Annotated in this window: 10 protein-coding genes; 4 read left to right on the top strand and 6 right to left on the bottom strand. The window is 68.1% G+C overall.

The window, feature by feature from the left end; all coding sequences use genetic code 11:
* Window positions 1-8 precede the first annotated feature (8 nt).
* Both C8250_RS27325 and C8250_RS27330 read left to right on the top strand, forming a co-directional pair.
* Window positions 9-1034 (top strand): ABC transporter ATP-binding protein, encoded by a 1026-nt coding sequence (locus tag C8250_RS27325; protein WP_138351029.1) that lies wholly within the window; start codon window positions 9-11, stop codon window positions 1032-1034.
* Window positions 1027-2106, top strand: coding sequence for a dipeptide ABC transporter ATP-binding protein (locus C8250_RS27330; RefSeq protein WP_269286780.1), 1080 nt, complete (start codon window positions 1027-1029; stop codon window positions 2104-2106). Before C8250_RS27325 ends, C8250_RS27330 begins: the two co-directional genes overlap by 8 nt.
* A 117-nt stretch (window positions 2107-2223) precedes the next feature.
* On the opposite strand, the gene C8250_RS27335 is transcribed toward C8250_RS27330, so the two are convergent.
* The 5 genes from C8250_RS27335 to C8250_RS27355 all read right to left on the bottom strand — a co-directional run bounded on the left by C8250_RS27335 (window position 2224) and on the right by C8250_RS27355 (window position 8445).
* Window positions 2224-3351: a dipeptide ABC transporter ATP-binding protein gene (locus C8250_RS27335; RefSeq protein ID WP_138351027.1), complete on the bottom strand. Its 1128-nt coding sequence runs from the start codon at window positions 3349-3351 to the stop codon at window positions 2224-2226.
* 22 nt (window positions 3352-3373) lie between these two features.
* A complete protein-coding gene (locus C8250_RS27340; protein WP_138351026.1) occupies window positions 3374-4435 on the bottom strand; it encodes an ABC transporter ATP-binding protein in 1062 nt (353 codons plus the stop codon).
* Window positions 4436-4446: 11 nt separating this feature from the next.
* On the bottom strand, window positions 4447-5424 hold the full coding sequence (locus C8250_RS27345; protein WP_138351025.1) for an ABC transporter permease: 978 nt from the start codon (window positions 5422-5424) through the stop codon (window positions 4447-4449).
* A gap of 92 nt (window positions 5425-5516) precedes the next feature.
* Window positions 5517-7307: an ABC transporter substrate-binding protein gene (locus C8250_RS27350; RefSeq protein WP_138351024.1), complete on the bottom strand. Its 1791-nt coding sequence runs from the start codon at window positions 7305-7307 to the stop codon at window positions 5517-5519.
* 103 nt (window positions 7308-7410) lie between these two features.
* On the bottom strand, window positions 7411-8445 hold the full coding sequence (locus C8250_RS27355; RefSeq protein ID WP_232484655.1) for an ABC transporter permease: 1035 nt from the start codon (window positions 8443-8445) through the stop codon (window positions 7411-7413).
* A gap of 531 nt (window positions 8446-8976) precedes the next feature.
* Here C8250_RS27355 and C8250_RS27360 point away from each other — a divergent pair.
* A complete protein-coding gene (locus C8250_RS27360; RefSeq protein ID WP_138351023.1) occupies window positions 8977-9963 on the top strand; it encodes a hypothetical protein in 987 nt (328 codons plus the stop codon).
* Between the two features lie 46 nt (window positions 9964-10009).
* Here the strand turns inward: C8250_RS27360 and C8250_RS27365 are convergent, their stop codons facing one another.
* Window positions 10010-12178 (bottom strand): prolyl oligopeptidase family serine peptidase, encoded by a 2169-nt coding sequence (locus C8250_RS27365; RefSeq protein WP_138351022.1) that lies wholly within the window; start codon window positions 12176-12178, stop codon window positions 10010-10012.
* Between the two features lie 189 nt (window positions 12179-12367).
* On the opposite strand from C8250_RS27365, the gene C8250_RS27370 reads away from it, so the two are divergent.
* Window positions 12368-12562: a hypothetical protein gene (locus C8250_RS27370; protein WP_138351021.1), complete on the top strand. Its 195-nt coding sequence runs from the start codon at window positions 12368-12370 to the stop codon at window positions 12560-12562.
* The last annotated feature ends 11 nt before the right edge of the window (window positions 12563-12573 follow it).

Here is a 12573-nt window from a genome sequence, read left to right on the forward strand (position 1 = left end):
GGCGTTCCATGACCAGCCTGATCACGCAGGTCGAGCAGGATCCGCCGGACCCGCAGGGGGTCCTGCTGGACGTGCGGAACCTGCACGTCGAATTCCGCACCCGCGACGGGGTCGCCAAGGCCGTCAACGGCGTCGACTACACGGTGAGCGCGGGCGAGACGCTCGCGGTGCTCGGCGAGTCGGGCTCGGGGAAGTCGGTGACCGCGCAGGCGATCATGGGCATCCTGGACTCGCCGCCCGGCTTCGTCACCCAGGGCGAGATCGTCTTCCAGGGCCAGGACCTGCTGACGATGGGCAAGGAGGACCGCCGCAGGGTGCGCGGCGAGCGGATGGCGATGATCTTCCAGGACGCGCTGTCCTCGCTGAACCCGGTCCTGAGCGTCGGCGAGCAGCTCGGCGAGATGTTCACCGTCCACCGAGGGATGTCGCGCAAGGACGCCAAGGTCAAGGCGATCGAGCTGATGGAGCGGGTGCGCATCCCCGCGGCCAAGCAGCGGGTGGGCGACTTCCCGCACCAGTTCTCCGGCGGTATGCGCCAGCGCATCATGATCGCGATGGCGATGGCCCTGGAGCCCGACCTGATCATCGCCGACGAGCCGACGACGGCGCTGGACGTGACGGTCCAGGCGCAGGTGATGGAGCTCCTCGCGGAGCTCCAGCGCGAGCTGCACATGGGTCTCATCCTGATCACCCACGACCTCGGCGTGGTCGCGGACGTCGCCGACAAGATCGCGGTGATGTACGCGGGCCGGATCGTTGAGACCTCGCCCGTGCACGAGATCTACCGCAAGCCGGCCCACCCGTACACCAAGGGCCTGCTCCGGTCGATCCCGCGCCTGGACCAGAAGGGCCAGGAGCTCTACGCGATCAAGGGCCTGCCACCGAACCTGCTGCACATCCCGGCCGGCTGCGCGTTCAACCCGCGCTGCCCGATGGCCCAGGACATCTGCCGCACCGATGTGCCGCCGCTGTACGAGGTCAGCGAGACACGGGCCAGTGCCTGTCACTTCTGGACGGAGACCATCGGTGAGTGAGACCACGACCCACTTGACGAAGGAGCCCGCCGTCGCGCCGGACAGGGAGCCGATCCTGAGTGTCCGCGGTCTGGTCAAGCACTTCCCGTTGACCCAGGGCATCCTCTTCCGCAAGCAGATCGGCGCGGTGAAGGCGGTCGACGGGGTCAACTTCGACCTCTACCGGGGCGAGACGCTCGGCATCGTCGGGGAGTCCGGCTGCGGCAAGTCCACCGTGGCCCGGCTCCTGATGAACCTGGAGACGGTGACGGCCGGTCAGGTGCTCTACAAGGGCGAGGACATCACCAAGCTGTCGGGGAAGGCCCTCAAGGTCGTCCGCCGCAACATCCAGATGGTGTTCCAGGACCCGTACACGTCGCTGAACCCGCGCATGACGGTCGGCGACATCATCGGCGAGCCGTACGAGATCCACCCGGAGGTCGCCCCGAAGGGCGACCGCCGCAAGGCGGTCGAGGACCTGCTGGACGTGGTCGGCCTCAACCCCGAGTACATCAACCGCTATCCGCACCAGTTCTCCGGCGGCCAGCGGCAGCGCATCGGCATCGCCCGCGGCCTGGCGCTGCGCCCCGAGATCATCGTCGCGGACGAGCCGGTCTCCGCGCTGGACGTGTCGGTGCAGGCGCAGGTGGTGAACCTGATGGGGCGGCTGCAGGACGAGTTCAACCTCTCGTACATGTTCATCGCCCACGACCTGTCGATCGTCCGGCACATCTCGGACCGGGTCGGCGTGATGTACCTCGGCAAGATCGTCGAGATCGGCAACGACGACGAGATCTACGAGCACCCGACCCACCCGTACACCCAGGCGCTGCTGTCGGCCGTCCCCGTTCCCGACCCGGACGCCCGCGACCGGCGCGAGCGGATCATCCTCGTCGGCGACGTACCGTCCCCGGCCAACCCGCCGTCCGGCTGCCGGTTCCGCACCCGCTGCTGGAAGGCGCAGGAGCGCTGCACGCTGGAGGAGCCGCTGCTGGCCGTCCCGGCGGTCTTCCGCGGGCTCGACTCACCCGCCGCGCACGACAGCGCCTGCCACTTCGCGGAGGAGAAGCAGGTGGTCCCGACGGAGGAGTGACCGGGCGGGCGCGGCCCCCCGCGGCCGTCAGGACGCGCGCACGCCACGGCCCGTACCCGGGTGCTGCTGGGGTGTCCGGGTACGGGCCGCGGGCCGAACGGAGGACGGAAGCCCGGGTCAAAGGGTCTTTTCGGCCGCCCCCTCGATCGCGGCCAGCGCCGGGTCGAGGATGATGTCCTCTTCCCTTGCCGCGATCGTCGGTTCTTCGGGGAAGTGGCACGCCGTGAGGTGGCCGTCCCGGTTGCCGCCGAGCTGGATCAGCGGTGGTTCCTCCGACGCGCACACATCGCGCGCCTTCCAGCAGCGCGTACGGAACCGGCAGCCCGACGGCGGGTTGATCGGGGACGGGACGTCGCCGGCCAGCCGGATGCGCTCCCGGTCCTCCCCGTCGATGTCGACCTCGGGGACCGCCGAGAGCAGCGCGTGGGTGTACGGGTGGCGCGGCCGGTTGTAGATCGAGTCCCGGTCGCCGACCTCGACGATCTTGCCGAGGTACATCACCGCGACCCGCTGGGTGAAGTGCCGCACGATGGCCAGGTCATGGGCGATGAAGAGGAAGGCGATCCCCATTTCCGCCTGGACCTTCTGCAGCAGATTGACGACCTGCGCCTGGATCGAGACATCGAGGGCCGAGACGGGTTCGTCGGCCACGATGAGTTTCGGTTCCAGGGCGAGGGCCCGGGCGACGCCGATGCGCTGCCGCTGGCCGCCGGAGAATTCATGCGGAAAGCGGTTGTAGTGCTCGGGGTTGAGTCCGACGGTCTCCAGCAGTTCCCGGACCCGTTGTTCGCGGCCACCGGGCGGATTGATGTTGTTGATCTCCATCGGCCCGCCGATGATCGTTCCCACCGTCTGCCGCGGATTGAGCGACGAGTACGGGTCCTGGAAGATCATCTGAATTTCCGAGCGGACCGGCATCATCTCCTTGCGGGTGGCACGGGTGATGTCCCGGCCCCGATAGGAGATCTTTCCGCCGGTCGGTTCCAGCAGCCGGGTGATCAGCCGGCCGGTGGTGGATTTGCCGCAGCCGGACTCACCGACCAGACCGAAACTCTCACCGGTGTGGATGGTCAGATCGATACCGTCGACCGCCTGGACCGCACCGACCTTGTGCTTGATCGGAAATCCGGCGTGGATAGGGAAATGCTTGGTGAGGCCGGTGACTTCGAGCAGCGTCTCTCCCGAGGCGCCGTCGCGCGGTGAAGGGACCGCGTCGGCCTTGGTGATGGTGGTGTCCTTGCTCATGATGCTCGCCCCAGATGACCGGTCAGCCCAGCCGGGGCTGAATCTTCTCGATGAATACGGACTGCTTCTGCTCTGCGGTCAGATGACAGGCGGACCCCCGGCCCGCCGGCAGGTCCGGCCGGTCGGTCGCGCAGCGCGTACCGCCGACCAGGTCGAGGAACTCGCACCGGGGGTGGAACGCGCAGCCGGTCGGCGGATTGAGCAGGCTCGGCGGAGTGCCGGGGATCGGGCTCAGCGGTTCGTTGACGTCCGAGGACAGCCGCGGCATCGAGCTGAGCAGACCCCAGGTGTACGGGTGCTGGGGGGACTTGATGACCTCCCGCACCGAGCCGCGCTCCACGGCCCGGCCCGCGTACATCACCAGCAGATCGTCCGCGATCTTGGAGACGACGCCCAGGTCGTGGGTGATCAGGATGATCGCCGAGCCGAACTCCTGCTGGAGGTCCTTGAGCAGGTCCAGGATCTGCGCCTGGACGGTGACGTCGAGTGCGGTGGTCGGCTCGTCCGCGATGAGCAGGTCCGGGTTGCAGATCAGCGACATCGCGATCATCGCGCGCTGCCGCATACCGCCGGAGAACTGGTGCGGATAGTCGTCCACCCGGGTCTTGGGCTGCGGGATGCCGACCTTCTCCAGCATCTCGATGGCCTTCGCCCGGCCCTCGCGCTTGCTCGCGCCGGTGTGCTTCATGAACGGCTCGGCGATCTGCCGGCCCACCGTGTAGTACGGCGAGAGCGCCGTCAGCGGGTCCTGGAAGATCATCGCCATCTTGTTGCCGCGCAGCTTCTCCAGGGTGCGGTTGCTCGCCCCGGTCAGCTCCTGTCCGTCCAGCAGGATCTCGCCGGTGACGGTGGTGCTCATCGGGTTGTGCAGCCCGAGCACCGTCAGGTTCGTCACGGACTTCCCGGAGCCCGACTCCCCGACGATGCCCAGCGTCTTGCCGCGTTCGAGGTCGAAGGAGAGCCCGTCGACGGCCTTCACGATGCCGTCCTCGGTGGAGAACCGCACATGCAGATCACGCACGGAGAGGAACGGATCGGACCCGGGCAGGGCCGGTTCTCCCTCGGTCTTGGTCATGGTGGTCACTGACGGGGCTCCTAGGAGAGGCGCACGCGCGGGTCGATGAACGCGTAGGCGGCGTCCACGATGATGTTGAACAGGACGATCAGGGCGGCGCTGAACAGCATCACGCCCATGAGCATCGGCAGGTCCGTCCTGAGCACCGAGTCCACGGCCAGTCGTCCGATGCCCGCCAGCGAGAAGGTGAACTCGGTGATCATGGCGCCGCCCAGCAGGGTGCCGATGTCCAGGCCCAGCATGGTGACGATCGGGATCAGCGAGCCGCGCCACGCGTACCGGAAGAACACATAACGGCTCGACATGCCCTTGGCGCGGGCGGTGCGGACGTGTTCCTCCTGCAGCTGGTCGATCATCGTGGACCGGGACATACGCGTGTAGCCCGCGGTGAAGATGATCGACAGGACACACCAGGGGATGAGCAGTCCGCTGAACCAGCCGACGGGATCCTCACTGATCGGGACGTACTTGGGCTGGTCCATGATCTGGTTGTTGTAGACCAGCAGGGCCAGCACGATCGGGCCGACGAAGTAGATCTGCATCGAGCTGAGCACCAGCGACACCGAGCTGAAGAACTTGTCGATGAAGGTGCCGCGCCGCCAGGCGGCCAGCATGCCGGCGCCGAGACCGACGAGCAGGAAGACCACGATGCCGCCGGCCGCGAGCGAGAGCGTGAGCGGGAAGCGGTTGAGGATGGTCGGCCAGACCGGGTCCGAGTTGGCGAACGAGTAGCCGAAGCAGGGGGCGCTGCAGTCGCCGACGCTGAAGTGGCGGCCCGCGAAGATGCCGACCATGTAGTGGAAGTACTGGACCGGGATCGGCTCGTCGAGACCGAGGTTCCGGTGGATCAGCGCGATGTTGTCGGGGGTGCAGTTCTTGCCGCAGGACAGCAGTGCCGGGTCGTGCGGGATCGCGAAGAACAGGAAGTAGGTGAAGGCGCTGATGAAGAGCAGGATGACTAGCGCGCCGAGCGTCCGGCGTACGAGGAATCGAAGCATGACAGTCGCAGCTCTCAGAGGACGGCGGCGGTGGGCTGTGCCGCCCGCCGGCGGGACCGGGACCCGGTCCCGCCGGAAGGCGTCTGCGGTGCTTACTGGTTGACGAAGAGCTTCGTCAGGTCGATTCCGGAGGTGACGTTGTTGTAGACGACGCCGCCGACCTTGGAGCCGAAGAGCTGGAGCTGCTTGTAGAACACCGTCGGGACACCGGGGATCACGTCGGTGGTGATGTAGGCGTTGAGCTTGAACCACTCGTCAGCGGCCTTGACCGGGTCGGTGATCGCCTTGATGCGGTCGATCTCCGAGTTGATCTTCGGGTCGTTGACGTGCGAGTAGTTCGGCGCCTGGTCGGCGATCGTGCGGCCGTCGAAGACCGGCGGGATGACGGTCAGGGTGCTCGGCCAGTCCGCGCCCCACGCGCTCGCGTAGATGTCGTAGGGGTTGTCGACCTTGCCGATCAGGTCGTAGTACGTGTCGGACGGCAGGTCCTTGCGCTGGACGTCGAAGCCGGCCTTCTTGAGCGCGTCCGCGATGGCGACCGAGTACTCCTGGCCCGCGGCGGTGTTGATGTACGCGTACGTGATCTTGGTGTTGAGCTTGCCCGCGTCCGTGAGGATCTTCTTCGCGGCGACCTGGTCACCGTCGGGCTTGGCGACCTTGCCCAGCGGGTCGCTCTTCTGGTAGCCGGCGAGGGTCGGGCTGATGTAGCCGCCCGCGTACTCGGCTCCGTACGAGGCACCGAGGGCCTGCCAGACCGGCTTGGTCGGGATGGCCAGCGCCAGCGCCTTGCGGATCTGGAGGTCGGTGATCTTCTTCATGTTGAAGTTGATCTGGCCCACGAACGGCTGGTAGCCGGAGACCGTGCGCTTGAAGATCGAGGCGGTCCCGACGACGGTCGGGGTGCTCTTGGTGTCCACGGCGTTCGCGAAGCTCAGCGACGTCTGGTTCTCACCGGCGTCCGACATCAGGCGCTTGGTGGAGTCCGGTGCCTGGTGGTTGAACGTGATGTCGAAGGTGTCGACGTACTGGTGGCGCGCCGGGTCGGTCTTCGGGTCCCAGTTGGTGTTCTTCACGAGCGTCATGGACTTGCCGCTCTCGAAGGACTTGATCTTGTACGGACCCGACGCGACCGGCGCCTTGTCGTACTTCTCCTTGGTGTCCTTCGCGGAGTCGACCACCGCGTAGCCCGCCATGGCCATCAGGTACGGCGTGTCCGGCTGCGCCGTCGGGAAGTGGAAGACGATGGTCTTGGCGTCCGGGGTCTGCAGCAGCGAGTCCGGCAGGTGCGCGCCCTTGTACGGGCCGTCCGGGAGCAGCTTGCGGTAGTCGGAGCCTGCGGTGTTGGCGAGCCACTGCTGGAGGTAGGCCGGGCCGTTGGTGATGAACGGCGCGAACAGCCGCTCCACCGACCAGCGGATGTCCTTCGAGGTGATCGGCGTGCCGTCCTCGAACTTGACGCCGTCCTTGAGCGTGTACGTCCAGGTCTTGCCGGCGTCGGTCTCCTTGCCGCTGTCGGTGGCGAGGTCGCCGACGACGGTGTACTTGCCCTTGCTGTCGAGCTTGTACGTCGTCAGACCGCGGTGCAGGAGGGTGGCGAGCTGGCCCTCGTTGCTGACGTAGATCTGGCCCGGGTCGAGGTGGGTGTAGCTGTCGCGCTCCAGGGCGTGCAGCGTGCCGCCGGGCTTGGCGCCCGGTACCTCTTCGGCGGGACCCGTGGAGGCGGCGGCGTCACCGAAGGTGATCTGCGACTGCTGCTGCTTCGCGTTCTGGTCCTGCTTGTCCTTGGTGTCGTTCTTGCTCGTACCGCCGCCGCCGCTGCTGCACGCGGTGAGCATCAGCGCGCCCGCCGCCACGGCCACCAGGGTGGCCTTCGTTCTACGCATGTAGACCGTCATAGCTGTCTCTACACCTACCTGTTCGTCGATGGCTGTTGTGCTGACTGACTCATCCGGTGCTGGGGCGGCGGTGCGCCCCCGCGGTACGGCTTCAGCGTCCCGATTTCGGGTCGAACGCATCCCGGACCGAGTCCCCGAGCAGGTTGAACGCGACGATGAAGATCACCATGGCGATGCCGGGGAAGAACATGTAGGTGATGTCGTTCTGGGCGATGTCACCACCCTTGGCGAACATCCGGCCCCAGTCCGGCGTGGGCTCGATGATGCCGACGCCCAGGAAGGAGAGGCCGGCCTCCGCGGTCACGAAACCGGGAAGCATGAAGGTGGCCTGCACCAGGATCGGAGTGACCAGGTTCGGCAGCAGCTCGCGGCGGACGATGCGCCACGACGACGCACCGGTGACCTTGGCCGCCTCGATGAACTCCCGTTCGCGCAGGCTGAGTACCTGGCCACGCAGGATGCGGGAGAGGCCCATCCAGCCGAGGAACCACTGGACGGCGATGAGCGCGGTGACGCGCAGGTAGGTGGGCGTCTCGTCCTGCGGATCGACGAAGATCGCCACCACGATCGGCATGAAGGCCACGAAGAACAGCTGCGAAGGGAACGCCAGCAGCAGGTCGGAGACGCGGCCGATGAAGTAGTCGGCCCGGCCGCCGAGGTAGCCGGAGGTGATGCCGAGCAGGATGGCGGTCGTCACCGTGGCCAGGGTGACCGCGACGCTGATGAACAGCGAGGTGCGGATCCCGTACAGCAGCTGGGTGAAGACGTCGCGGCCGAGCCCCGGCTCGATGCCGAACCAGAAGCTGCTGCTCACCCCGCCGTTGGGCGCCACCGGGTACCCGAACTCGTTGAGCAGGTCGGAGTTGTTCTGCCCGTAGAGGGTGTAGGGGTCCTTGCCGTACAGCTTGGAGATCACCGGCGCCAGGATCGCGATGGCGAAGAAGAAAATGACTACGAACGCGGAGAGGACTCCGGTACGGTCGCGTTTGAAGCGCCGCCACATGAGTTGGCCGGGGGAGAAGCCGACGATGTCGCCGGCCTGTTTGCCCAGGCCCTGGGTCTGAGCCGCCGGGTCGATGGAGCCGTCATCGGCGTCCGTGACCACGGCCTGGGTTTGACTCGTCATAACGAATGCCCCCACACCAGGAGTCTGTCGTCGCGACTGAAAACTTCGTCGCGGGTTGAGCGGACTTTGGCAATGGATTCATCCTCCAGTCAAGGGGGTGGCGGGGGAAGAAACCGCGCATGGGCTCTTCTTGAGCGAAGATTGTGCAGATTGCCGCGCCAGCGTGCTTGACAATGATCCTTTTCGGACGGCATTTGAGGATCTTTGCGGATCAAACGCGTTTACACGTAAGCAACTTGACTGTCGCAACACCGATATACGGACGTAGCACTCTGAACAGCGTACGGCCGTGCGGGTGCCGTGAGCCGGCCGGGACACCTGAGGGTGCCCCGGCCGACTGCCGTTCGGGGAAAGCCTGTTCCCCTCCCTGATGTACGGGTATATCTATGGGAACGGTGTGCCTGGGGGGAGATGGCCTTGAATCAGGGCAATGTGCTCGCGCGGGGAGCGCGGGTCGCGGGCGGGATCATTTGTGTCGTTCTCATTGCTGCAGAGATCATTTGGATCGGCCGGGACATCGGCAATGTGGGCGTGAAAGACACATTTCTGACCTGGATCGGACGTATTTTCTCTGGTCAGCAGCATGCGCCGCTCGGCACGTCCATCACGGACGTGATTCTGGTGGTGATCTATCTGGGCGCCCTGCTGGCGGCCGCGCAGCCGATCGCCTCCGGCGCCTTCGTGACGGCCGGAGTGCTCACGCTGCTCTACCGGCTCCCACTGCTGTGGATCCTGACCGAGGACGAAACCCGGGGCCTCCACCTGCGGGACCGTGCGCTGTACACCGCGATCGGTGCGGTCCTCGCCGCCGTGGCGCTCATCGTCGTCGCGGCCGCCGGACGGCGCCCGGTGGTCTCACCGGCCGACGGTGAGCCGCCCGCTCCGCCGCGCACCGGACCCGCGATCTTCGGCGGGCTGCTGCTGATGTTCCTCGCGCTGGCGTCCGTCGCCTGGGAGGCGTACTACATCCAGCACTTCACCTCGGACCGCATGGGACCGTTCTCGTACTGGCGCCAGTTCACCGGGAAGCAGCCCTCCGGCGTCCTGCTCGCCCCGCCGGGTTTCTGGGTGGACTGGGTGGTGATCGTGCTGTGCGTGGTCGCCGCGGTGCAGGCGTTTGCCAGGAAGCCGGTCGCGCGCCCGCTGGGCATGGCACTGGGGTGGCTGCTGGCCGCCTACGCGGTGTTCACGCTGGACATCTACGCCAAGCAGAAGATGCTCTTCGAGTTCGGCGACCTGGACACCACCGACATCCTGCAGCAGCTCACCTCCGTCGTGGAGGTCGTCGTGGGAATCCTGATCATCCTGCTGCTCGCGCTGCGCGGCACACACCGTCCGCCGGTAGTGCCCGCCTGGGGGGCGCCAGGAGGTCAGTACGGCGCGTGGGGCGCACCGCCCGCCCCAGCCCCGTACAACGACGCCCCGTACGGCCAGTCGCCGTTCGGCGGCCCGCCGCCCCTCCCGCCGGAGTACCCGCCGAACACGCCACCGCGCCCCCAGACACCGCCCGGCTGGTAGCGGGCGGGACTGCGGGCGCGGAGCGCGCGGCTTCTGCCACCGGTGGTTACGCGACGCCCAGCGTCCGCTTGAGGAACGCCACCTGGAGCAGCAGCAGGTTCTCCGCGACCTCTTCCTGCGGGGTCATGTGCGTGACCCCGGAGAGCGGGAGCACCTCGTGCGGCCGGCCCGCCGCCAGCAGCGCGGAGGACAGCCGCAGCGAGTGCGCCACCAGGACGTTGTCGTCCGCGAGACCGTGGATGATCATCATCGGCCGGACCTGGTCCGCCGCACCCGACAACCCCTCGTCGGTGACGAGGGAGTTGGCGGCGTACACCTCGGGGTGCTCGTCCGGGTGGCCGAGGTAGCGCTCCTGGTAGTGCGTGTCGTACAGCCGCAGATCGGTGACGGGCGCGCCGACGACGCCCGCGTGGAAGACGTCGGGGCGGCGCAGCACGGCGAGCGCGGAGAGATAGCCGCCGTACGACCAGCCGCGGATGCCGACCCGGTCCAGGTCCAGCGGGTACGACCCGGCCAGCGCGTGCAGCGCGTCGACCTGGTCGTCCAGCGTGATCCCGGCGAGATTGCCGACGACGGACTTCTCCCAGGCGGGGGAGCGGCCGGGGGTGCCGCGACCGTCCGCGACGATCACCGCGAAGCCCTGGTCGGCGAACCACTGCGAGACCAGGTGGGCGTTGTGCGCCGACACCACGCGCTGGCCGTGCGGCCCGCCGTACGGGTCCATGAGGACCGGCAGCGGCCCGTCGCCCTCCCGGTATCCGGTCGGCAGCAGGACCGCCGCCGGGATCCGGCGTTCGCCCGCCTCGGTCAGCCGGACGACCGCCCGCAGCGCCGGCTGCTGGGCGTACGAGGTGATGACGGCGGCCGGCTTGTCGTCCCGCAGGACCCGCACCCGGGCGCCGGCGGTCTCCAGCGTCGCGGAGGTGAGCACCGTCAGAGGCCCGGAGCGGACCGCGGAGTGCACGCCGGGCTCGTCCGAGACCCGGGTGACGCCGTGTTCGCCCACCCGGTAGACGTGGATCTCGCCGATCTCGGGGGTGTCCGCCGCGGCCCCGGCCGACGCCGAGACGAGGACGTCGTCCGCGGTGATGTCGAGCACGGCCCTGATGTGCAGCTGCGCGCCGGTCAGCGGCCGGTCGCCGACGACCAGGACGCGCGCCCCGGCCCGCCCGTCGCCCGCCACCACCCCTCCAGGGAGCTTCGCGCCCCCCTTGATGTCGGCGATCCGGACCAGCTTCCCGTCCGGCGTCCAGGCCGGCACCCCGGGGAAAAGATCAAGCCAATCCTGATCTTCCTCGGCGTGCACCGGGTCGGTGCGGCCGGAGTCGGTGTCGACGCTGAGGAAGAGCTGACTGCGCTGGTCACGCGCCTGGACGAGCAGAACGGGCGGGCCGGCCGCCGACCAGTGCACCTGCGCGAGATACGGGTAGCGCTCCCGGTCCCACTCCACGTCCACCCGGGAACCGTCGAGGCCGACCAGCGCCAGCGTCACCACCGCGTTGGCCGTACCGGCCGCCGGGTAGGCGATCTCGGCCGGGCGGCGGCCCGGATGGGCCGGGTCGGCGATCCACCAGCGCTGTACGGGGGTCTCGTCGACCCGGGCGGCCAGCAGCCGCTCACCGTCCGGCGACCACCAGAAGCCGCGGCTGCGGCTCATCTCCTCCTGCGCGATGAACTCCGCCAGCCCCCACGTCACCTCGTCGCCGTCCGGCTCCGCGAGCGCCCGGTCGTTGCCGCCGTCCGCGTCGACGACCCGGAGCGCGCCGCCCGCGACGTACGCCACCCTGCGCCCGTCGGGCGACGGCCGGGGGTCGACGACGGGGCCCGCGGTGGTCAGCTCGCGCGCCGTCCCGGCCCGCAGCTCGGCCACGAACAGCCGCCCGGAGAGCGCGAACGCCGCCAGCTCCACGGCCTGGTCCACCGCATAGCCGACCACCCCGGACGACCCCTCACGGCTGCGCTCCCGCCGCGCCCGCTCCTGCGCGGAGAGCTCCTCGCCGGCCCCCGCCAGCAGCGCCGCCGGATCCGCCGCGATGCGCTCCTGACCGGATTCCGGATCGAGGATCCACAGCAGATTCGACGCGTCGGTCCCGGACCGGGACCGCAGGAACGCCACGCGCTCCCCGTCCGGCGAGACGGTGAACGCCCGGGGTGAGCCCAGCGAGAAGCGCTGCGTCCGGGCGTGCTGACGTGGAAACGAGAGCTCTTCAGTCATGCCACCGACCCTAGAGGGCCGTACCGGCGTCGACCGGGTCTGGCGGAAAACCGGCTATGCGCCCCCGCGTGCTTCCGTGCACCGAGATATGCGGTGGCACGGAAAGTTATGATCAGTTGCCGTGTGTGGGTAAGGGTTAGTAGCAACTGGCAAGTGTCGTGCCCCTGCGTACCTGGGAGGTGAGCCGTTGTGGCGCTATCGATTTCGGCGGTGCTGCTGCTGCTGATCGTCGTGGCCCTGCTGGTCAAGAAGTCTGGGCTCAAAGGCGGCCACGCGGTGGTCTGCACGCTGCTCGGCTTCTACTTGGCGAGCTCCTCCGTGGCCCCGACGATCCAGCAGCTGACGACGAGCGTCGCGGGCATGATCGGGGGCTTCAAGTTCTGAGGGGCACGCAC

The sequence above is a fragment of the Streptomyces sp. So13.3 genome, from assembly GCF_005860785.2.
In the GTDB taxonomy this organism is placed as follows: domain Bacteria; phylum Actinomycetota; class Actinomycetes; order Streptomycetales; family Streptomycetaceae; genus Actinacidiphila; species Actinacidiphila fildesensis.

Coding starts and splice junctions, on each gene's coding strand:
- C8250_RS27325 (WP_138351029.1), top strand. CDS start 9: ATGACCAGCCTGATCACGCAGGTCGAGCAGGATCCGCCGGACCCGCAG.
- C8250_RS27335 (WP_138351027.1), bottom strand. CDS start 3,351: ATGAGCAAGGACACCACCATCACCAAGGCCGACGCGGTCCCTTCACCG.
- C8250_RS27345 (WP_138351025.1), bottom strand. CDS start 5,424: ATGCTTCGATTCCTCGTACGCCGGACGCTCGGCGCGCTAGTCATCCTG.
- C8250_RS27350 (WP_138351024.1), bottom strand. CDS start 7,307: ATGCGTAGAACGAAGGCCACCCTGGTGGCCGTGGCGGCGGGCGCGCTG.
- C8250_RS27355 (WP_232484655.1), bottom strand. CDS start 8,445: ATGACGAGTCAAACCCAGGCCGTGGTCACGGACGCCGATGACGGCTCC.
- C8250_RS27365 (WP_138351022.1), bottom strand. CDS start 12,178: ATGACTGAAGAGCTCTCGTTTCCACGTCAGCACGCCCGGACGCAGCGC.